Raw genomic sequence first — 20,075 nt, forward strand, 5'->3', positions numbered from 1 at the left:
AAAGGCCTTAGCTGTGAACCCTGACGGTAACAATCCTCTAATTTCGGATCAATCAGGCTTTACCATTCCTTAGAAAATATCCTGACCACATTGTAACGCAACCAGCCCCGCGCAGTTCGTTTCCGGCGCCACTCAAAGCACCGGCTGGGCCCCTCTAGCGACCGAACATGACAAGTTTACATGCGCTGGCATGTCAGATGCAGCTTAATGGGGCAGCGATGCCGCATAAGGGGGCATTAGTCGGGCTGAATATATCTTTTTTAAGGCAAGCCACTCACCTTATCGCGGCGATTCAATTCCCCCAGAGGTCAACGGTGGCGAGCGCGTCAGCCGTCACCTGATCAATCGCCTGACGGACTTCTTCCGCCGTGAGCCCCTCATTGGCGATCGCGCGCCCGATGCGCAGCCCGTTGAATTCCCACATCATTGTGGGCTGCAAATCCTTCACTCTCTGCAGGGCGCGCGAGGCGACTTCCGGAGACACCGGACGATCGGTGAGGCGCACGGACACCCAGAGATATTCCATGTTGCCGGAAAGCTCGACAACAACAGGAAGGCGGTTCCCGTCGCGGACCACCATCACCTCATAGGCAGGCAATCCACCTGAGCTGATATTCGTCGCATTGCCGTAGGTCGCCTCAGCGGCCTGGCGCAGAAAATCATGGGTCACCCTTGTCCCGCTGGCGCCGGTGGGCACCGAAGGCCCGGTTTTCAAGGCGTCCAGCAGCTGGCGCGCGACAGAGATCAGCGGCGAGTTCGGATACCGCCGGGCCAGTTGCACCTCGGCCTCCCGCGCCAGATCCATCTGGCCGGTCTCGATCAGCTCCGCCAGCATGGCGAATACGCGGTCTTCAGAGGCCCCGGACAGGACCGCCTTTATTGCGGCGGTATCGGTGCCCAGGCGCGAGGAGGATGACGCCGCTGTCGGAGCCGCCGGCGCTGGCGCAGATGCCGGCGTGAGGGTTGCAGGCACGCAATAGACAAAGTGCGCTGCGTCTCCGCACCCCATGTCGAAAGACTGCCAGTAATAGCTCGCCAGCATCTTGCCGTTGTGGATCTCTTCGATGCGCCCGTTCATATATCCGCCGATCAAGGCGCCGCGATAGCCCGTCGAATAACTCCCCCCACCACTATCGATGCGCTGTGTGGTCAGGTCTCCTGAGCCGGAGGCAACGCCGTTTGCGCAGCCGCCCGTCCAGGTCCAGCCCGCTTCCTTGTACCAGGAGCCGGCCGGGTCATCATAATCGTAGAGAAAGAAGGTGCAGCCGCTGGTGGTCTTCATCGGGATCCAGGGGGCGGGCGCTTCCTCCCCCTGCGCCATGACCGGCGCGCCGAAAACACCGAGCATCAGCCCGGCAATGCCGGCAAACGCCAGGCGCTGTTTCGCGAGATTCTTCATATTGCCCCCCCTCGCCGGTTATCGGCGAACCTGCGCGCCCCCACCGGCCTTGTGCCCGAGCCTGAAAACAAGCGGCGCGCGCAACCAGAGAAACCCCGGCTTCAATCAAACGCAATAGAAGAAACAAGGCCGCCCCTTCGGCCCAGACAACGGGACAAGGCACCAAGAAAGAGACAGATGCAGGAGAGAGTGGCTGGGGTGCTAGGATTCGAACCTAGGGTGGCGGTACCAAAAACCGCTGCCTTACCACTTGGCGACACCCCAACAGTGGAAGCGCCAGATAGCCAACCTTTATTGCGCTGGCAACACCCGCTTCCAGCGTTTTGCACACGGATTTCATCTGAAAGGCTGCGGCAAGCGCCCGCAGCATAGCAGGTCTTTACATTTTATCGATTATCAACAATATCATTCCAGAACCCGTTTGCGCACTCCGCGCGCCCTCAAGGAAGGCCTCCCGGAAATGAAAACTTTTCTGCTGTCCATGGCAGGCGCCTTCACGGCGATGATCCTGTTCATCGTCCTAGGCTTCTTTTTTCTTTTCACGCTTATCGGCATGGCCGTCAGCGCCAAGCCGCCCCACCCCGCCAATATTGTCCTGACGCTGGACCTGAACGCCAACTATCCCGATCAGGCGCCCTCTGGCGGATTCGCCGCCCTTTCCGGCACGCCCGGCTTCATCGACCTGCTGCTGAAGCTGAAAGAGGCCGAAGCCGACAAGTCGGTGAAAGGCATCTATATCCGCGGCGCCGATATGGGCTTTGGCACGAGCCGCGCCGAAGAACTGCGCCAGGCGCTGAAAAGCTTCCAGGGGTCGGGCAAATTCGTCATTGCCCATTCCCAGGGCATGTTCGGGGCCAGCGGCCCTTCGGCGTTTCACTCGATCGCCGCAGCCGATGAAATCTGGATGCAGCCGGGCACCGATCTGATGGTCACCGGCGTCGTGTTCGAGACCGAGTTCTACAAGGGCCTGTTCGACAAGATCGCCTTGGAGCCGCAGGTCTATCCTCTCTACGAATACAAGAACGCGCCCAACTCTTATAATGAGACGAGCTATACCGGCCCCCACCGCGAAGCGATGGAAGCGCTGGCCAATTCCATCTGGGCCACCGCGCTGAGCGACATCGCGGCAGATCGCGGCCTGGAGCCGGGACAGCTGCGCACGATTCTGGAAAGCGGCCCGAAAACGGCTGAAAACGCCGTCGAGCTGAAACTGATCGACAAGCTCGGCTGGCCGGAAGACGCGCAGGAAGCCGCCAAGGAACGTGCCGGCAGCGACGATGCCGAACTGATCGACCTGGCCGCCTATACTTCGCCTGCGAAGTATAACAGCAAAGCCCCGCTGATTGCGGTGATCGGCGGCGAAGGCGCCATCGTCACCGGCGGCGCGACCAGCAGCTCGCCCTTCTCCGACCCGCCGGCGTTTGCCTCGGACGTGATCGCCCGCGCGATTCTCGACGCGGCTGAAGATGAGGACGTGAAAGCCATCGTCTTCCGGGTCGACAGCCCCGGAGGCTCTCCGACGGCATCTGACCAGATCTGGCGCGCTGTGGAGCGGGCCAAGGAAGCGGGCAAACCGGTCGTCGTCTCGATGGGCAGCCTGGCCGCATCGGGCGGCTATTATGTGTCGACCGGCGCGGACGCCATTCTCGCCAACCGCGCCACTCTGACCGGCTCGATCGGCATCTTCGGCGGCAAGCTGGCCATTGATGGCACCTTCAACAAGATCGGCGTCACCTTCGACACCGTGACCGTTGGTGGCGACTTTGCCTCCGCCTGGGGCACCGCGCCCTTCACCGAAAGCCAGGAAGCCGAAGTGAAGGCCAGCCTGAAGCGCGGCTATGACCGGTTCCTTGCCCATGTCGGCGAAGGCCGCGGCATGACCTATGACCAGGTGCATGAAGTGGCCCGCGGCCGCGTCTGGACCGGGGAAGCGGCCAAGCAGCAAGGCCTCGTCGACGAGATCGGCACCTTCATGGACGCCATCGAGAAGGCCAAATCCCTGGCCGGTATCGAAGCTGACGTGAAACCGCGCCTTGCCTTCTACCCCTACCGCAAGACCGGCTTTGAAGCCCTGGAAGACCTGTTCGGCGTCTCCGCAGAAACTGCCCGCGCCGCCGCCGTCATCAGCGCCTTCGCAGGCGACGAGCGCACCCAGGTGCTGCTGGAAGAACTCGCCACCGCAGAAGCGATGAACTCCGGACAGGCCATGGCCATCGGGCCGCGCATCCGCGAACGCTGATTGCTGGCTGCAATTGACCTGCCGCGCACCCTCGCCCAACTGGCGGGGGTGTTGCACATTCGGGGCAAGTGGTGGCTAGTGCGCCGGGCGCGATTTGAGATGAGACTGACATGAAAATCCTCGTAACCGGCGCGGCCGGCTTCATCGGGAGCGAGATGGCGCTGCGGCTTCTCAAAGAAGGCCATAGCGTGACCGGCGTGGACTGTTTCACCCCTTATTACGACCCGCAGCTGAAGGAAGACCGCGCCGCCCGCCTGACCGCGTTCGAAGGGTTTCAGCTGGAGCGTATCCGCATCGAGGACAGCGAGGCGCTCGAAGCGGTGTTCCGGCGCGATACGCCCGACATGGTGGTGCATTTTGCGGCGCAGGCGGGCGTGCGCTACAGCCTCGATCATCCGCGCGACTATATCGACGCCAATATCGTCGGCTCGTTCAATGTCATCGAATTTTCCCGCCGCTATAACACGCAGCATCTGGTGCTGGCATCGACCAGCTCGGCCTATGGGGCGAACCAGAAGTTCCCGTTCGAAGAGCGCGACTCGGCGCCCTACCCGCTGACCATCTATGCGGCGACGAAGCTGGCGAGCGAACTGATCGCGCACAGCCATGCCCATCTTTATGGCGTGCCCACAACGGTGCTGCGCTTTTTCAGCGTGTATGGGCCCTGGGGCCGGCCGGACATGGCGTTCTTTCTGTTCACGGACAAGATTTTCAAGGGTCAGCCGATCGACGTGTTCAATCATGGCGACCTCTTGCGCGACTTTACCTATATCGATGATCTGGTAGAGGCGATCCGCCGGCTGATGGATGTTCCGCCACAGATCGGCAATCACCTTATCCGGGGGGATTCCCTTTCGCCCGTGGCGCCCTACCGGCTCGTGAACATTGGCAATGCCAATCCTGTGCGCCTGATGGACTATATCGACGCGATTGAGGAAGCCATTGGCCGCAAGGCGGAAAAGAACATGCTGGACATGCAGCCGGGCGATGTGAAGCAGACCTTTGCCGATGTGCGCCTGCTTCAGGCCCTCACGGGATATACGCCGGACACGGACTATCGCACGGGCATTGCCCGCTTCGTCGACTGGTACCGGGACTATTACAAGCCAGCCTGAACGCCTGCGCGGGCGGCGGCCTGACGAAAATCATCCGGCACCGGCGCCTCGAGCGCCAGCGTTCCGCCCTCGGGATGGGGCACTTCCAGGCGGGCGGCATGCAGCATCACGCGGGCGCCGGTTGCCTGCCCTTCGCCATAGAGGCCATCGCCCAGGATGGGGCAGCCGAGCGACATGAGATGCACCCGGATCTGGTGCATGCGGCCGGTTTCCGGGGAGAGCTGCATGAGGGCCTGATCGCCATTGCGGGCGAGAATTTTCCACCCCGTCCGCGCGCTCTGGGCGCCCTTGCGGCCCTCGCGAGCGAGGATCATCCGCGGGCGCCCGCCTTCCTCGACCTTGACGAGGGCAGCGTCGATCACCCCATGCTCTGCCTGCGGAATTTTTCCTTTCACCAGCGCCAGATAGGTTTTCTGTGTATCGCGGCCGGCAAAGGCGGCAGAGAGGAATGCGGCGGCCGGCTGGGTGCGCGCGGCGATGATGACACCGGAGGTGCCAAGATCCAGCCGGTGGACAAGGCGCGGGCGTTTGCCATTGGACTTGGCAAAGGCCCAGAGCAGATCATCCAGCGACTGGCCCACCCCGCCCCCACCCTGAGACGCCATGCCGGAGGGCTTGTTGAACGCCAGGACAGCCGCATCCTCATGGATCAGCAGGCTACGCGCGAGGGCGGCAGCTTCGGCGCTGAGCGAGGGAATGTCGCGGTTGCGGGTCATGCGAAATCTTCCATGAGGCGCTCTATCATCTTTTCCGACATGTCACAGGGAAGGCCATTCTCATAGGCGTATGGTAGAAAGATCACCGCCATTGATAAGGCCCATCCGGCGCCGCGCAGCCATTCTGCTTCGCTTGCGCCAAGCGCGGCGCGGAAAATTTCCCGCGCGGGCGCGTCAAACATCGCCCAGGCACTGAGAAGGTCGCAGGCCGCATCGCCCACCCCGCAAAGCCCCCAGTCGATAACGCCGGATAACTGGCCGTTTTCGACAAGTATGTTTCCAGGATGGATATCGCCGTGCAACCAGGCGGGCGAGAATGGCGCCTCTGCGCGGAGCGCCTGCGACCAGAGCCGGTTTGCCCAGGCAGCATCGACGTCCGGCAACCGGGCAAGAGCGGCCTGAAATGACCCGGTGCGAACCGAAAGCGGCGCGCCCCGCCAATTGTTGCCGGGGCAAAAACGGAAGGCATCATCGGGTGGCACGCTTCGCAGGAACGCGCGAAATCCGGCAAGCTGTCCCGCAGCGGCGGCAGGATCAGCAAGGGCGCCGTCTGTAAGCGGAATTCCAGGCAGCCAGCTCAGCACAGACCAGGAATGAGGGTAGGTTTCACTCGGCTGACCGGCACCATAAACCGCGGGAACGGCAATCGGAGCGCGACCCATGCGAGGCAGAACACCTGTCTCCCGCTGCGCGGTGCCGGTGGCCCACGCAGCTTTGGGGAAGCGGGCGCAAAGATCCCTGCCGATGCGAACAATGGTATTGTCCGTTCCCAGCGAAGGCTGCAAACGGATTTCAAGTCTCGCCAGTTCCGGAAACTGCCGGTTGATCAGATCCGCCGCAGTCTGCACATCGAGGGGCTGGAGGGGGGTGGCTTCCGACATCTGCAGGAATGGCGCTTTCGGGCCAGGCCTCATCCTTCCCCGCGCCTGTGCCGCATCTCTGCAAACCGCGCAAGCTGATCTGCAATCGGCTTCTCGCGCCCTGCGCCTTTGGGGGTGTAGAATTCCTGGCGGCCCATGGCGTCCGGGAAATAGTCCTGGCCTGAGAAGCCTTCCTCCGTATCGTGATCATAGACATAGCCGGAGCCGTAGCCCTGATCTTTCATCATGGAGGTGGGCGCGTTGAGGATGTGTTTCGGCGGTATCAGGCTGCCGGTTTCGGCGGCGGCGCGGCGGGCGGCCTTGTAGGCGACGTAAGCGGCGTTGGATTTGGGCGCAGTGGCCAGGTGGATGACGGCGTGGGCGAGCATCAGTTCGCCTTCCGGCGAGCCAAGACGTTCGTAGGCGCGGGCCGCTTCGCCGCAGATCATCAGGGCGGTGGGGTCAGCAAGGCCGATATCCTCGCTTGCCATGCGGATGAGACGGCGGGCGATGAAGAGCGGGTCTTCGCCCCCTTCCAGCATGCGGGCGAACCAGTAGAGCGCCGCATCGGGATCTGATCCGCGCACGGATTTGTGCAGGGCAGAGATGAGGTTATAGTGCTCTTCCCTGTCCTTGTCATAGGCGGCAGCGCGTTTCTGCAGGCCGGTGGCGATTTCCTCCAAGCTCAGCAGACCGGGCTCGCCGCGCATGGCGTAGGCCTGTTCGACGAGGTTCAGGAGGTAGCGCCCGTCGCCATCGGCCATGCGGATCAGCGCTTCGCGCGCTTCGGGCACGGCCGGCAGGCGGCGGCCCATTGCCTTTTCGGCGCGTGTGATCAGCTCCCGCAGGTCGGTGTCTTCAAGGCGTTTGAGCACCATGACCTGGCAGCGGGAGAGCAGCGCGCCGTTGAGCTCGAAGCTGGGGTTCTCGGTGGTGGCGCCCACCAGCGTGACCGTGCCGCTTTCCACGAAAGGCAGGAAGCCATCCTGCTGGGCGCGGTTGAAGCGGTGGATCTCGTCTACGAAGAGGAGCGTGCCCTTGCCGATGCGGCGGCGGGCCTCGGCCTTTTCGAAGGCGGCGCGCAGATCCTTGACGCCGGAGAAGATGGCCGAGAGGGCCTCAAACTCAAGATCCGTTTCCTGCGCCAGCAGCCGGGCTATCGTCGTCTTGCCGACGCCGGGCGGGCCCCAGAGGATCATGGAAACGAGGCGCCCATTGCGCAGCATGGCCCCGATGGGCCCATCCGGCCCGATCAGATGCCCCTGCCCGACCACTTCGGACAGCTTCTTCGGGCGCAGCCGGTCTGCCAGCGGGCGGGGCGCGCCTTCTTCGAGGCCGGCGGCGGAAAAAAGATCGCTCATGGGTGTGTTCTAGGACTTTGGGCGGGGCGTGGTAAGGTGGGGATTGGGAGGAAATATAAAATGACCCTGACTGTTATCCCATCCGATATGGCCTGCGGCGCCCAGGTGCGCGGCGTGGATCTTTCACAGCCCATCTCCGCTGATCTTGCCGCGGATATCCGTGGCGCCTGGCTCGGGCATCAGGTGATCTGCTTTCCGGATCAGCAGCTGAGCGAGGATGATCTGGAACGCTTCACGCTAGCCTTCGGTCCGTTTGGCGACGATCCGTTCATCGCGCCGATACCGGGGCGCCAGCATATCATCGCGGTGAAACGGGCGGCGGATGAAACCTCGCCGATCTTTGCCGAAAGCTGGCATTCGGACTGGAGCTTTCAGGAGAGGCCGCCGCAGGGCACCTGCCTTTATGGCATCACCATACCGCCCGAGGGCGGCGATACGCTGTTCGTGAACCAGTATAAGGCGCTGGCCGAAATGCCCACAGACCTGCGCCGCCGCATCGAGGGGAAGAAGGCGATCCACTCAGCGCGCAATGCCTATTCGTCAAAGGGCATGTATGGCGCCGGCGACAAGGGCCGCAGCATGGATATCCGCCCGTCCGACGAGGCCGAGGCAACCTACGCCCACCCTTTCATCCGTATACATCCGGAAACGGGCTGCGAGAGCCTGTTTGGCTGCGCGGGTTATATTGTCGGCGTGGAAGGCATGGACCAGCAGGAAGGCTGGGACATCGTGACGGAGGTTTACCGCTGGCAGACGCGGCCGGAGTTTCAGTATCGCCACCGCTGGCAGAAAGGCATGCTGCTGATGTGGGACAATCGCTGCACGCTGCACATGGCCACCGGCGGCTATGCCGGCCATGACCGGCTGCTGCACCGCACGACGATCGGGGCGGCGTAACAGTCAGGGCTCCCCGAGAACGGCCGCCGCATCGACCACTTCGATGTCGCTTATCATGGCGAGATAGGCGTCGAGCCAGGGCTTGTGCGCCGAGCCGATGATCACGAGCACGCGCCCTCCAGGCGCATGGGCCATCGCCTCGCGGATATGAGCCACCTGCCGAAGATTGCGCGCCTCCCATTCGGCCATGCGCACCCGGCCCGCATGATCCGGCGAGGGCCGGTCGATCAGCAGCGCCCATTGCAGCGCGACGTCGAGCTGGCCCGCCTCCGGCGAATTGAGGTAGCGATATGTGTCCAGCGCTTCCTCCGGCGTCCGAAGCCGGTCTGTGGCCTGGATCAGCCGCTGATATTCAGGCATCTCAAAAACGGCGCCGATGTTCTGAGCTTCAAAGAACTCGCTCAACTGTGGAATGATGGGATAGATCAGGTCATCACTGTGATGATCGTCTACCGGATAGACCCGTTCCAGACCGAGACGCTCGGCGAGCCGCGCCCCGATCAGATGGCTTTCATTCCGGCGGGCATCATATTCGCCCAAGAACGCGGCAAGTTCCGGAGAAATTCCGTCCGCAGCCACCCGCTCCGCTTCCGGCAGGCGCCACCACTGGACCAGGGCGGAATGCGTATCGCCCGAAGCGGCAAAGAGCGCGGCCAGTTGGCGCCGCTGCGCAGGTGATGGCGCATCTGGAAACTCTGCGAGTGTCCGGCGCACCTCTGCTTCTGCGGCCGGCAGGTCGAGACCAATCTGCCCAGCGGCGAGCGCGGCACCCTTGAGCAGGCGGCCACTGTAGACATCAGCCGTCTCCTGATAGATCGCCTCATAGTCCTTGAGCGCGCGGATACTCTCACCAGAGAGGTTTTCGATCGCGATCACATCCGGCGCGAAAGCGGCAAGGCGCTGCAGCAGCGGCTCCAGCACGGCGGGGTCGAAATCCTCCGGCGCGCCGGAAAGGTGGGGGGTGCCCAACACCAGAAGCTGTGCCGGCGCGCCATGCAGGCGTTGTTGCAGGCTGCGCGGATCGAACGCTTCCGACGGCGAGCCGGCAAAAGCCGGAGCAATCAGCAACAGGGACGCTGCTGCAAGGGCCTGGATGAATTTCATGGCGATCTCCCGCATTATCACAGAGAGCAGATGCGGCCGGGAGGCCTTTTGGATGCACACGGGCTGAAATAAAGATGTGGGGGAGACGGCGGGCCGCGATCACAGCAGGAGCCCTGTCCTCAGACGGACTGGCGCCCGCCGCGCGTGTCGAAGGTTACGCCCCTTTGCGGGCGGATCAGGTGCGGACCGTGCCCCGTACGACGCGGCCGTTGCGTTCGATTTCGATGTCCCATTCGCGGGTGTTCTGTTTCAGGACTTCCTGAATTTCCTTCACTGTCTTGGTCTGCTTTCCGTTCACGGAGCGAATGATGTCGCCGGGGCGGAAATAGTTGCGCGAGATGGTGCCGCGCGTGACGGAGTGAACGTAGATGCCCGAGCCACGCGTGAAGGGATCCAGGCCATTTTCCTCAGCCAGGCGCGGCGAGAGTTCGATCACGCGGGCGCCGTTGAAGACCGACCCGTTGGTGAGGAGGACCACATCGGCCTCGGTGGCGCCCGGCGGGGGCTCGACCCTCACATTGATGGTCTGGTTCTTGCCGCCGCGCAGGATCGAAAGCTTTGCCTGCTCGCCCGGATTGCGGATGGCGGCGAGGAATTTCAGGCCTTTTTCGTCGAACACTTCCCGGTCATCAATCGCGGTGACGAGATCGCCGCGGCGCAGGCCGGCGCGCTCGGCCGGGCCATCGGGATAGACTTCGGTGACCATCACGCCGACAGGGCGGGAGAGGCCCTGCGCCTTGGCAATGTCAAAGCTGACCGATTGGGCGGCCAGCCCGAGCCAGGGGCGCACGAAGGTGCCGCCGTTGACGGCAGCATCGACCACGCGCTTGACCATCTCCGCCGGGATCGCGAAGCCGATGCCGACCGAGCCGCCGGTGCGCGAGAAGATCGCCGTGTTCACGCCGACAAGTTCGCCGCGCGTGTTGACGAGGGCGCCGCCGGAATTGCCGGGGTTCACGGCCGCATCGGTCTGGATGAAGAACGAGTAGTCGTTGATGCCAACGTCCGTCCGCGCGGTGGCGGAGATGATACCGTTGGTGACCGTCTGGCCGACGCCGAAGGGGTTGCCGATGGCGAGGACGAGATCGCCGACCTGTGCGTCACGCGTATCCGCGAAAGGCAGCACCGGCAGGCGCTGGCCTTCGGTGTTGATGCGCAGCACGGCAAGGTCGGTGCGCTCATCGCCCAGCAGCAGTTCGGCAGCGTATTCGCGCCGGTCGCTGAGGACGACGCGGAAGGTGTCGGCGCCCTGGATGACATGGTTGTTGGTGACGATGATGCCATCAGCGCCGACGATGACGCCGGAGCCGAGCGAATTCTGCACCCGGCTTTGCGGGGCCACGCCGAACATCATCTGTTCCAGCGTCATGCCGCGCTGGGCGACGTTCTTCTCGGTGTAGACGTTGACGACGGCGGGCGAGGCCTGGCGCACGAGGGGCGCGAAGGTGAGGCTGATTTCGGCCGTCGAGGCGGGCACGCGCTCGGCCGGCGCGCCCTGCGCGAAGACGGGCATGATTACCATGGTCAGGGCCATGATCACGGCGAGGAAGGCGGCCGCGAGGAGCTTGGAAGCGTGTCGAGTCATGATCTTGAGATGGGTCATGATCATGGCTCTATTGCGGAGCGAATTATGGCGCAATCGCGCCCGCATGACATTTCAGACAGGTCATACCGCCGCAGGGACGCAAGGACGTCCCCGGCGGCGGCATGGGCGGGTTACTGCGCATCCTGTTCTGCCTGCCGCAGTCTCAGCTTTTCGAGATTGTCGGCATGGCTTTCGCGGCTGATGCGGTAGAAGCTGATGCAGATGAGCATCAGGGTCCAGGCGGTGAGCAGCGAGATGCCATAGCCCCAGCCGAGCATGCGAATCGATTCCGGTGTGGCTGCGTCAACGCCCCCACCCTGGGAAAGACCGGCAACCGCCAGCACCATGGAGGCGGTGATCACCCCTGCCCCCTGCGACAGCTTCCGGATGAAGCTGATGCCGGCAAAGAAGATGCCTTCCGACCGCCGGCCGGTCTGCAGCTCGGAATCCTCAACGATGTCTGCGACCATCGAGCCGAGCAGCATCTGCGTGGCAATGATCAGCGAGAGATCGAAGATCGTGATCGAGATGATGATGAGGAAGAGTTCGTCCGACCCGTTCGGCGGCAGGAGGCCGAAGAGGCGCAGGAAGACCGGGAGCGGCGCAATAGTGAAGGCGAGCGCGCCAATGGTCATGGCGCCGCGCTTCTTGCCGAAGGTCTTGCCCACGATCGGCGCGATGATCAGGGCAAGGATGGCTGAGACATAGACCCCCATGGTGAGGTTGGCGATCTGGGTGTTATCGAACTCCCAGAAGATTGTGTTGATATACTGGTTGAGGGTCGCGGAGATGCCGGTGGCGATCAGGCCGCAAAGCGTGGCGATGAACAGCGCCCGGAAAGACGGGTTGGAGATCGTCTCGAAGATTTCGCCAAAGATCTTGCCCAGCGTCAGGTTCCGCGCAGGCGGGGCCGCCTTCAGGCGGGGGATGTGGCTGTGCGTGCCGAGGGCGCAGATGGCAACGGCCGTCAGAATACAGATGGCCGACACGAGCCCATAGGTGTTCCAGCCCTCGACGTTGAACACCCCGACCGGGATTTCCTCGGTAGGTACAAGCAGGAAGCGGAACAGCAGAATCTGGATCGTCAGCCCGCCAAACCAGCCGAAGAAGTAACGCAGCGACATCAGCGAGGTGCGCTCGTCATAGTCGGAGGTGAGTTCCGCAGACAGGGCGGAACTGGGCACATCATAGAAGGTGAAGCTGATCCGCACGAGGATGGTGGTGGCCACCAGCCAGGGGAAAAGATCATTGCCCGTCAGGCCTTCCGGCGGGTTCCAGGTGAGGAAATAGGTGATCGCCGTCGGGATCAGCGCGGCATACATGAATGGATGGCGGCGGCCGAAGCGGGTGCGCATATTATCCGACCAGTAGCCGACCACGGGATCTGACACCGCATCGATGATCAGCGCAATCAGCAGGGCGACGCCTACCAGGCCGGCATCCACGCCCATGATATTGCTGTAGAAGAACAACAGCGCGTAATCGAAGCCATTGTTCTTGATGCCATCCGCCGCGCCGCCGATTCCAAACGACAAGCGCGTGAACAGGCCCGGCTTACCAGCCTGGGTAACCGCCATTCAATTCCTCCCGATGTAGAGTGTGTTGCTTGAGCCGTTACAGGCCCAGCACCATCTTCGCTATGATATTGCGCTGAATCTCGTTGGACCCTGCGTAGATAGAGGTCTTCCTGTAATTGAAGTAGCTCGGCGCCGCCGTGAGGAGATGCTCCGGCGTCGGAGATTCGGCATTGGTGCCGGGCTCGGCCAGCGCAATCGTATCCTGCACGAAGGGATTGCCGTAGATGCCGGCAGCCTCCAGCGCGAGCTCTGTGATTTCCTGCTGAACCTCGGAGCCCTGATATTTCAGCATCGAGCTTTCCGGGCCGACATTCTGACCCGCAGACAGGGCCGAGAGCACACGCTGCTCGGTGGCGTCGATTGCTTCAACACGGATCTCGGTGCGCGCCAGCTTGCGGGCAAAATCAGGGTCGCGCAGGACCGGCACATCCCCGGCCACTTCCTTGGACGCGATCTTGCGCACCTTGCGCAGCATGTTGCGCAGGCCAGAGGCATAAGCATTGCCCCGCTCGAACTCGAGCAGGTATTTGGCATAGGTCCAGCCCTTGTTCTCTTCGCCGATCAGCGCGTCCTTGATCTTGACGCGGACATTCTCGAAGAAAACCTGATTGATCTCGTGCTGGCCTTCGGCAGGCCCATCCAGCGTGGGCAGCGGGCGGATGGTGATCCCCGGCAGCGTCATCGGGAAAACGATGAAGCTGATGCCTTCCTGCGGCTTGCCGGTTTTGTCGGTGCGCACCAGGCAGAAGATCATGTCGGCCCACTGGGCCAGCGTCGTCCAGATCTTCGAGCCGTTGAGCACATATTCGTCGCCATCGCGCACCGCAGACATCTGCAGGCCGGCAAGGTCGGACCCCGCGCCGGGCTCCGAATAGCCCTGACACCACCAGACATCGGAAGACAGGATTTTCGGAAGGTGTTCCTTCTTCTGCGCCTCATTGCCGAAGGCCATGATGACCGGGGCCACCATCGACACCCCGAAAGGCGCGACATTGGGCGTGCCCGCGCCGGAAAGCTCGGCATGGAGGATATGACGCTGGGTGGCGCTGAGGCCGGGCCCGCCATATTCCTTCGGCCAGTTGGGAGCGATCCAGCCTTTCGACGCCAGCTTCTTCTGCCAGGCCACCTGGCTTGCCTTGTCGACATAGCCATTCTTGGTGAGCGCCATTTTCGCACGCAGTTCGGCATTGAAGTTTTCCGCGATCCAGTCGCGCACTTCCTGCTGAAACTTCTGATCGGCTGGCGAAAGCGAGAGGTCCATGCGCGGGGCTCCGGTTGGGCTGTTATTCTACGATGTCGTAATACTGGACGTCGGGCGCGCCGGCGAGGACAGCGCCCAGCTTGGGGCCAGCTGCCTTGAAATACTCGGTCTGGCCGTGGGATTTCAGCGCGTCGGCCGAAGCATACTGTTCCATGAAGATATATTCGGTGGACGAGCCTTTGGTCTTGTAGAGCTGGTAGGTCAGGCAGCCCGGCTCATTCGCCTTTACCTTGGCCATCAGGTCCTTGGCGACCTGCTCAAACTCAGCCTGTTTGCCATCCTGGATTTTCAGCTTTGCGACTACGCCAATCATGAGGTTCCTCCGCGAATTATCGTTCTTCGCTACAGTATGGAGTCCGCGCCCGGCGGCAAGCCTATCCCGGCGTCAGCCCTCAAGGATTTGATCGGCCTGGCGGAGCCTTGCGGGAGTTACAGATATCTAGAGAATTTGTTATCCTGCTTATGTTGGGTGGAACGGAATTTGCTCTAGTTTTTTTTGAACGCAACGATCAACCGGCAACACACCAATGCTGACTTCCATAAACACGGCAACTTTCAGACCTCTACCGCAAGGCGTCGACCCCAGCTCGATCCTCGCGGTGATCCCTGCCCTTAACGAAGCGCGCCATATTGAGACATGCATTCGCTCTCTCATGAATGGCAGCCCCCTGCTCCGGCTTATCCCGCTGACGGTCGCCGATGGGGGCAGCACGGATGAGACGGTCGCCATCGTGAAGCGGCTGATGGCAGAGTTCCCGAATCTGCGGCTGTTGGTAAACGAGAAGCGGCTTCAATCTGCGGCGATCAACCTTGCCGCCACTGCGCACGCCACACCCGGCACGCGCTGGCTGATACGGTGTGATGCCCATTCGACTTATCCGCCAAACTTCATCCTGCATGTCGCCGAAGCGCTGAAGCGGACCTGCGCCGCCTCCGTCGTGATCCCGATGGATGCTGTCGGCGAGACCTGTTTCGAGAAGGCGAACGCTTGGATCGTCGACACACTTCTCGGCTCGGGGGGCTCGGCCCATCGCGGCGGGCGCAAGTCTCAATATGTCGATCATGGCCACCATGCCGGCTTTGACATTGTCTGGTTCCGCAGCGTGGGCGGCTATGACGAAGCCTTCTCTCACAATGAAGACGCCGAATACGATTACCGCGTCTGCAAGGGGGGCGGCAGGGTGTGGCTCGATGCCGATATCCGCATCGCCTACACACCGCGCGGATCGGTCAAAGCCCTGGCGCGGCAGTATTTCAACTATGGTAAAGGCCGGGCGAAAAACCTGCGTAAACACAAGGCCAGATTGAAACTGCGCCAAGCGGCGCCCATCTTGATACTGGCACTCTGTCTGACCGGCCTCGTGGCGGGCCTCTTTCAGTGGCAGGCATTCATCTTGCCTGCGGGCTATCTAAGCGTGCTGGCTGGCGCCTCTGCGGCAATTGCCTGGAAGCACAAATCGCTCTGCGGCCTGCTCTCAGGCGTGGCTGCGGGCATAATGCATCTGGCCTGGGCGGCCGGATTTACTTGGGAAAGTGTTGCCGGGAAGCGGTAAAACTCACATCCGATTTCTTGGTTTCACAAGGTTAATCGGATAAGTTGCCCGCTACCGGGGATTACTATGATGGTTTTGACCAGAGGAAAGCTTGCGGATGCCTTGAGGGCCCGATTTGGCCAGTTCAGCCGCTCGGCAGACGCGGCGCGTCGCAATATCCTTTCCCAATTTCGCACATCCCCGCGCGAAGAAGACGTTGCCGCTTTCAGCGAAACACCCAGCGCTCCGCCCGTCCTGCAGCGGATAACCCAGGCTCCTGAAGGGCTGTGCTTGTACGCAGTGGGCGATATCCATGGCCGGATGGACCTGCTGCTGCGCCTGGTGGAGCAGATCGATGCTGATGCCGCGCAGCTCCCGGAAGGGGTTAAGCCGCAGATCATTTTCCTGGGCGACTATATCGACCGCGGCCTGCAATCGCGCGACGTGATCGAGTATTTCACCAGCGGCGCCCTGGACCGGTATGACCCCGTTTTCCTGCTCGGGAACCATGAAGAAGCGCTGCTCCGCTTCCTTCAGGAGGTTAATTTCGGCACCCAGTGGACGCGCTTTGGCGGCGGCGAGACACTCTATTCTTATGGCTTCGCCCCGCCCAACAGCCGGGCCAGCCTGAATTCCCATGAAGAGATGGCCAAGGTCCGCGACGCCTGGACCAAACTCTGGGAAGCTTTCCGCGAACGTCTGCCAGAAAGCCATCTCAGCTTTTTCCAGTCGCTGAAACCCTATCATGTCGCCGGCGATTACCTGTTCGTCCATGCAGGCCTGCGGCCCGGACTGAGCCTCGAAAAGCAGAGCCAGCGGGACATGCTGTGGATCCGCGAGGAGTTCCTCGACGACGCACTGCCCTTCGATCACCTGATTGTTCACGGGCACACGCCGGAAGACGCAATCCATAGAGATGACCGCAGGATTGGCCTTGATACAGGGGCGTTCCTCACCGGAAAGCTCTCGGCCGCGCGCCTTTTCGGCACAGATGTTGCTTTTCTTAATACCTGAAATTTAGTGATTATGGCTTCCGGGACCCCGTCATCCCGTGAACGAATTCAGGAGACCCTGCAGCATGCTGACGCTTCGCTCCTTTCTGGCCACCATGGCCCTCGCCCTCGGACTGATGGTTTCTGCCTGTGGCACCACCAGCCCCACTGCCGGCGCCCGCGACGCTGGCGTAACCACCCAGTCCCAGATCGCCACAGCCTACACGCTGGGTTCCAGCGATCGGCTGCGCGTGACCGTCTTCGGCCACCCCACCCTGTCGGGTGAATTCGAAGTGGACGGCGCGGGCGCCATCTCGCTGCCTCTGATCGGCCAGGTGGCCGCTGTTGGCCTCTCGACCGTCGATCTGGAAAATGCCGTCGCAACCAAACTCGCCGATGGCTATGTGCTGGACCCGCGCGTGAGCGTGGAAGTGATCAACTACCGCCCCTATTACATCCTTGGTGAAGTCGGCCGGCCCGGTGAGTATCCGTATACGAGCGGTCTGACAGTTCAGAACGCTGTTGCAGCAGCGGGCGGGTTCTCCTATCGGGCGAACAAGCGCGTCGTGTATATCAAGAGCATGGATGGCAATCAGGAGGTCGCCTACGATCTTACCCCGTCCACGGTGGTGAAGCCCGGCGACACGATTCGAATCGGTGAGCGGATTTTCTAAGTACCGATTCCCTCAACAGTCTGGACAGAAAGCGCCGCTCATTGCGGCGCTTTTTTTGTGTCTTGAGCGAATATGGGACAGCTCGTTGCGATCCATTCATGTTTAACAAACGATAAACCATTGCAACTGCCCCGCCGGGCGGCAGACTGTGCCAATATTTGACGAATACTTCGCCTGAGAGGAGAAAGTTTAAGAAAGCCCTTATTTCGCAAACGCGAAAGTGGTATACGAATTGCAAACGCCAATACATGAGCTCCGCGCGGCCCGGTCATATGGGGACTAAGGCTGAAAAGCAGTCGCGCGGATTAACAAGTGTAACGCGGCGTAGAGTACAAAGGGGACTACCAATGGAATTCCGGATCACCGACACGACTGGCGGTGTCGAGGAGGACGGCTTTGTCATCAGCGAGCCGCGCCGGCCGAACCCGCGCAACTCGTTCACGGCGAAGCGCGCGCTCGACATCATGGCCGCTTCGCTGGGCCTGATCTTTGTCGCTCCGTTGCTTTTGATCGTTGCCCTGATGGTCCGCCTTCAGGACGGTCAGGCAGCCATTTTCTCGCACACCCGCTACGGCCAGCATGGCCGCACGTTCAAATGCTACAAACTGCGCTCCATGGTGCCGGATGCGGCGGAACGGCTGCAGGCGCTGCTGGACTCCAACCCGGAAGCCAAGCGCGAATGGGAACTGACACAGAAGCTGACGCACGACCCGCGCATCACCCCCCTGGGGCGATGTGATGATCATCCTCAAGACTATCCCGGCAGTGCTCAAATCCGAGGGCGCCTGGTAACAGAACTGGGACTAAAAAAGCGGCTTGCTGGGAGCCGCTTTTTCAACTTCCTTTTGAAGCAGGATCTAGAGGGAACAGGCTCTTGGCGGGGCCTGTTTTTGAGTGGCTGATGTTCGTGGGTAGCTGGGTGAAATTGAGCGACGATACCGCCGCCCGGCTTGGCGCTGTGTTTGGGATAATCCTGACCGGGCTCCTGGCGGGCTCGGTGCTGACCGCGCCCGTCGGGTCTGCGCCGGGGGTGGTTGCTCCGCTTAACCCGCATGAAGAGGCGCACCTGCCCGCCGAACAGATCCCCGTTCCGGAGGGCTATCCGCCCATGGCGTCCGACGCTGCAGAGGGCGCCTCCTTCATTCACAATTTCGGCGACGGCCACGATCCCACCCGCTGGTACAAGGCCAACATGACCTACCCCTCGCCGCATCCGGCCTGGCTGGCGCGGCATATTCATTTCTTCGACGACCGGGTGGAGCTGGAGCTGCGCCGGATGCGCGTGGGCGCCAAGAAGCTCGCCGGCGCCGAATACCAGCGGCGCGGCCTCTATTCCTTCGGGCGGGTCGAAGTCGTGATGACGCCGGCGCCCGGCTCGGGCACGGTCAGCGCCCTTTTCACCCACACCTCCGAACAGTTCGGCGCCCAGCATGACGAGATCGACATCGAATTCCTCGGCAAGGATCTCAACATGGTTACCGCCAACTATTTCACCGATGGCGAGCCCTATCGCTATCTCGAGATTCCCCTGCCCTTCGATGCCAGCAAGGAAGTTCACCTTTATGCCTTTGACTGGGAGCCCGACCGGATCCGCTGGTATGTCGACGGCGAGCTGATGCATACGGCGACGCATGACGATCACCCCATCCCGCAGCATCCCAGCCGGATCATCATCCAGCTCTGGAGCGGGCAGGAAGAACAGTTTCAATGGCACGGCCTGCCCACTTTCGAGGATGGCACCCGCGCCGCGTATTACTGCATCAGCTATCTGAAAGCGGGCGATACCGGGTCGCAATGTTCCGACACGTTCGATCCGGTTGCCGCCAATGCCGGCCGCGCCGCCAACTGAGAGATTGCCGGAATGGCAGCGGCCGGATTGGCGGGTTATGACAGGCCATGACCTGGCTTGAACCTTTCCTTCTGCCGGCTGGCGTGATCACCGGCCTCCTGACAGGCGCCGGCCTCGATGCATGGGCCGTGAAATATGCTGGGAAGGCTGCCGCGCCCGGAGAGACGGTGGCCAGGCCGCGCCCGTTCCTGGCCGGCCTTGGCGGCGCCGGAGTGGCGGCCGCTAGCATACTCCTATTACCGGAAAGCCCTATATTTCTTTGTTTTACAATAACTTTTGGCTGGTTTCTTCTGGCGCTCGCGCTGATAGACCTGCGCAGCTATCTGCTGCCCGACGGGCTGAACCTCGCGGTCTTCCTTCTGGGCGGGCTCATGGTCGCCCTCTTCCGGCAGGAGATCTGGGTCTGGCATCTCGCCGGCGCAGTGGCGGGTTTTGGCCTGCTCTGGCTGGTCGAGATCAGCTATCTGCGGCTGAGGGGCATACACGGGCTGGGCCGCGGCGACGCCAAACTGCTGGGCGCCATCGGCATGTGGACCGGGCTGACAGGCATTCCCCCTGTCCTGCTGATCGCATCGCTCGCCGCAATCCTGAGCGTGGTTCTCCGGGCGGCCCTCAAGCGCCAGGCTGTCTCCGGGCACTCCATGATCGCTTTCGGGCCATGGATCGCGCTGGGCGGGTATATCGTCTGGCTGTTTCTTCAGCTCCTGCCGGTATGACTGGCCAGCGGGGCTCTTTCCCCGGCCGGAGAAACACCCCTGGCGGCCAAAGCCTTCTGCAAACATCATAGGAGACAGAAGAGCACGCGCCTTGAGCCGCGCGTTTCAGCACGCCGTCTTGCCACCCCTGCCCACCTGTGAGGGCAGCCCCGAAGCGCGATGCGGGCGAGTAGCCCGTAAGCGTCCGGCCTGACCGCA

General features: G+C 62.1%; 18 protein-coding genes and 1 tRNA gene. 9 read left to right on the forward strand and 10 right to left on the reverse strand.

Annotated features, from left to right (window positions below; genetic code table 11):
* Window positions 1-292: 292 nt before the first annotated feature.
* Both HPO_RS13365 and HPO_RS13370 read right to left on the reverse strand, forming a co-directional pair.
* Window positions 293-1,399, reverse strand: a complete 1,107-nt coding sequence (locus HPO_RS13365) for a hypothetical protein (RefSeq protein ID WP_035599754.1) — start codon at window positions 1,397-1,399, stop codon at window positions 293-295.
* 190 nt (window positions 1,400-1,589) lie between these two features.
* A tRNA-Gln gene (locus HPO_RS13370) sits at window positions 1,590-1,663 on the reverse strand.
* Window positions 1,664-1,859: 196 nt separating this feature from the next.
* On the opposite strand from HPO_RS13370, the gene sppA reads away from it, so the two are divergent.
* Window positions 1,860-3,638: a signal peptide peptidase SppA gene (gene sppA / locus HPO_RS13375; protein ID WP_035599757.1), complete on the forward strand. Its 1,779-nt coding sequence runs from the start codon at window positions 1,860-1,862 to the stop codon at window positions 3,636-3,638.
* A gap of 110 nt (window positions 3,639-3,748) precedes the next feature.
* Window positions 3,749-4,753: an NAD-dependent epimerase/dehydratase family protein gene (locus tag HPO_RS13380; protein ID WP_035599759.1), complete on the forward strand. Its 1,005-nt coding sequence runs from the start codon at window positions 3,749-3,751 to the stop codon at window positions 4,751-4,753.
* Here the strand turns inward: HPO_RS13380 and HPO_RS13385 are convergent.
* From HPO_RS13385 to HPO_RS13395, 3 genes are read right to left on the reverse strand one after another with little or no spacing between them, the layout of a single operon-like run.
* The gene (locus HPO_RS13385) at window positions 4,738-5,469 is read right to left on the reverse strand and encodes an RluA family pseudouridine synthase (RefSeq protein ID WP_035599763.1); all 732 of its coding nucleotides are present in this window, start codon (window positions 5,467-5,469) and stop codon (window positions 4,738-4,740) included. The two genes, HPO_RS13380 and HPO_RS13385, sit on opposite strands and share 16 nt — an antisense overlap.
* On the reverse strand, window positions 5,466-6,350 hold the full coding sequence (locus HPO_RS13390; protein WP_162174047.1) for an aminoglycoside phosphotransferase family protein: 885 nt from the start codon (window positions 6,348-6,350) through the stop codon (window positions 5,466-5,468). The genes HPO_RS13385 and HPO_RS13390 overlap by 4 nt, the downstream gene beginning before the upstream one ends.
* A gap of 29 nt (window positions 6,351-6,379) precedes the next feature.
* A complete protein-coding gene (locus HPO_RS13395; protein ID WP_035599766.1) occupies window positions 6,380-7,690 on the reverse strand; it encodes a replication-associated recombination protein A in 1,311 nt (436 codons plus the stop codon).
* Between the two features lie 60 nt (window positions 7,691-7,750).
* On the opposite strand from HPO_RS13395, the gene HPO_RS13400 reads away from it, so the two are divergent.
* Window positions 7,751-8,587 (forward strand): TauD/TfdA dioxygenase family protein, encoded by an 837-nt coding sequence (locus tag HPO_RS13400; RefSeq protein WP_035599771.1) that lies wholly within the window; start codon window positions 7,751-7,753, stop codon window positions 8,585-8,587.
* Window positions 8,588-8,590: 3 nt separating this feature from the next.
* On the opposite strand, the gene HPO_RS13405 is transcribed toward HPO_RS13400, so the two are convergent.
* From HPO_RS13405 to HPO_RS13425, 5 genes are all read right to left on the reverse strand, one after another.
* Window positions 8,591-9,691 (reverse strand): DUF5694 domain-containing protein, encoded by a 1,101-nt coding sequence (locus HPO_RS13405; RefSeq protein ID WP_035599772.1) that lies wholly within the window; start codon window positions 9,689-9,691, stop codon window positions 8,591-8,593.
* 175 nt (window positions 9,692-9,866) lie between these two features.
* Window positions 9,867-11,294, reverse strand: a complete 1,428-nt coding sequence (locus HPO_RS13410) for a Do family serine endopeptidase (protein ID WP_241767920.1) — start codon at window positions 11,292-11,294, stop codon at window positions 9,867-9,869.
* 113 nt (window positions 11,295-11,407) lie between these two features.
* Complete coding sequence (locus HPO_RS13415) at window positions 11,408-12,853, reverse strand: MFS transporter (protein WP_035599781.1); 1,446 nt, start codon at window positions 12,851-12,853, stop codon at window positions 11,408-11,410.
* A gap of 37 nt (window positions 12,854-12,890) precedes the next feature.
* Window positions 12,891-14,114 carry an acyl-CoA dehydrogenase family protein gene (locus HPO_RS13420; RefSeq protein WP_035599784.1) on the reverse strand — a complete coding sequence of 408 codons (1,224 nt, stop codon included), beginning with the start codon at window positions 14,112-14,114 and terminating at the stop codon, window positions 12,891-12,893.
* A gap of 22 nt (window positions 14,115-14,136) precedes the next feature.
* Window positions 14,137-14,427, reverse strand: coding sequence for a putative quinol monooxygenase (locus tag HPO_RS13425; protein WP_035599787.1), 291 nt, complete (start codon window positions 14,425-14,427; stop codon window positions 14,137-14,139).
* Between the two features lie 214 nt (window positions 14,428-14,641).
* Here HPO_RS13425 and HPO_RS13430 point away from each other — a divergent pair, with 214 nt between their 5' ends.
* The 6 genes from HPO_RS13430 to HPO_RS13455 all read left to right on the forward strand — a co-directional run bounded on the left by HPO_RS13430 (window position 14,642) and on the right by HPO_RS13455 (window position 19,877).
* The gene (locus HPO_RS13430; protein ID WP_035599789.1) at window positions 14,642-15,667 is read left to right on the forward strand and encodes a glycosyltransferase family 2 protein; all 1,026 of its coding nucleotides are present in this window, start codon (window positions 14,642-14,644) and stop codon (window positions 15,665-15,667) included.
* A gap of 279 nt (window positions 15,668-15,946) precedes the next feature.
* Window positions 15,947-16,660: a metallophosphoesterase family protein gene (locus HPO_RS13435; RefSeq protein WP_241767921.1), complete on the forward strand. Its 714-nt coding sequence runs from the start codon at window positions 15,947-15,949 to the stop codon at window positions 16,658-16,660.
* A 64-nt stretch (window positions 16,661-16,724) separates the two neighbouring features.
* Complete coding sequence (locus tag HPO_RS13440; RefSeq protein WP_035599791.1) at window positions 16,725-17,312, forward strand: polysaccharide biosynthesis/export family protein; 588 nt, start codon at window positions 16,725-16,727, stop codon at window positions 17,310-17,312.
* A 347-nt stretch (window positions 17,313-17,659) separates the two neighbouring features.
* On the forward strand, window positions 17,660-18,214 hold the full coding sequence (locus HPO_RS19860) for a sugar transferase (protein WP_051612617.1): 555 nt from the start codon (window positions 17,660-17,662) through the stop codon (window positions 18,212-18,214).
* The gene (locus HPO_RS19865) at window positions 18,187-19,161 is read left to right on the forward strand and encodes a family 16 glycosylhydrolase (RefSeq protein ID WP_157532839.1); all 975 of its coding nucleotides are present in this window, start codon (window positions 18,187-18,189) and stop codon (window positions 19,159-19,161) included. The genes HPO_RS19860 and HPO_RS19865 overlap by 28 nt, the downstream gene beginning before the upstream one ends.
* Window positions 19,162-19,208: 47 nt before the next feature.
* Window positions 19,209-19,877 carry a prepilin peptidase gene (locus HPO_RS13455; protein WP_051612619.1) on the forward strand — a complete coding sequence of 223 codons (669 nt, stop codon included), beginning with the start codon at window positions 19,209-19,211 and terminating at the stop codon, window positions 19,875-19,877.
* Window positions 19,878-20,075: the final 198 nt, after the last annotated feature.

Origin of the sequence: Hyphomonas polymorpha PS728 (assembly GCF_000685315.1) — a bacterium.
Classification (GTDB): Bacteria; Pseudomonadota; Alphaproteobacteria; order Caulobacterales; family Hyphomonadaceae; genus Hyphomonas; species Hyphomonas polymorpha.

Coding starts and splice junctions, on each gene's coding strand:
- HPO_RS13365 (WP_035599754.1), bottom strand. CDS start 1,399: ATGAAGAATCTCGCGAAACAGCGCCTGGCGTTTGCCGGCATTGCCGGG.
- HPO_RS13425 (WP_035599787.1), bottom strand. CDS start 14,427: ATGATTGGCGTAGTCGCAAAGCTGAAAATCCAGGATGGCAAACAGGCT.
- HPO_RS13410 (WP_241767920.1), bottom strand. CDS start 11,294: ATGACCCATCTCAAGATCATGACTCGACACGCTTCCAAGCTCCTCGCG.
- HPO_RS13415 (WP_035599781.1), bottom strand. CDS start 12,853: ATGGCGGTTACCCAGGCTGGTAAGCCGGGCCTGTTCACGCGCTTGTCG.
- HPO_RS13405 (WP_035599772.1), bottom strand. CDS start 9,691: ATGAAATTCATCCAGGCCCTTGCAGCAGCGTCCCTGTTGCTGATTGCT.
- HPO_RS19860 (WP_051612617.1), top strand. CDS start 17,660: ATGGAATTCCGGATCACCGACACGACTGGCGGTGTCGAGGAGGACGGC.
- HPO_RS13420 (WP_035599784.1), bottom strand. CDS start 14,114: ATGGACCTCTCGCTTTCGCCAGCCGATCAGAAGTTTCAGCAGGAAGTG.
- HPO_RS13400 (WP_035599771.1), top strand. CDS start 7,751: ATGACCCTGACTGTTATCCCATCCGATATGGCCTGCGGCGCCCAGGTG.
- sppA (WP_035599757.1), top strand. CDS start 1,860: ATGAAAACTTTTCTGCTGTCCATGGCAGGCGCCTTCACGGCGATGATC.
- HPO_RS13440 (WP_035599791.1), top strand. CDS start 16,725: ATGCTGACGCTTCGCTCCTTTCTGGCCACCATGGCCCTCGCCCTCGGA.
- HPO_RS13430 (WP_035599789.1), top strand. CDS start 14,642: ATGCTGACTTCCATAAACACGGCAACTTTCAGACCTCTACCGCAAGGC.
- HPO_RS13390 (WP_162174047.1), bottom strand. CDS start 6,350: ATGTCGGAAGCCACCCCCCTCCAGCCCCTCGATGTGCAGACTGCGGCG.
- HPO_RS13455 (WP_051612619.1), top strand. CDS start 19,209: ATGACCTGGCTTGAACCTTTCCTTCTGCCGGCTGGCGTGATCACCGGC.
- HPO_RS13385 (WP_035599763.1), bottom strand. CDS start 5,469: ATGACCCGCAACCGCGACATTCCCTCGCTCAGCGCCGAAGCTGCCGCC.
- HPO_RS13380 (WP_035599759.1), top strand. CDS start 3,749: ATGAAAATCCTCGTAACCGGCGCGGCCGGCTTCATCGGGAGCGAGATG.
- HPO_RS13395 (WP_035599766.1), bottom strand. CDS start 7,690: ATGAGCGATCTTTTTTCCGCCGCCGGCCTCGAAGAAGGCGCGCCCCGC.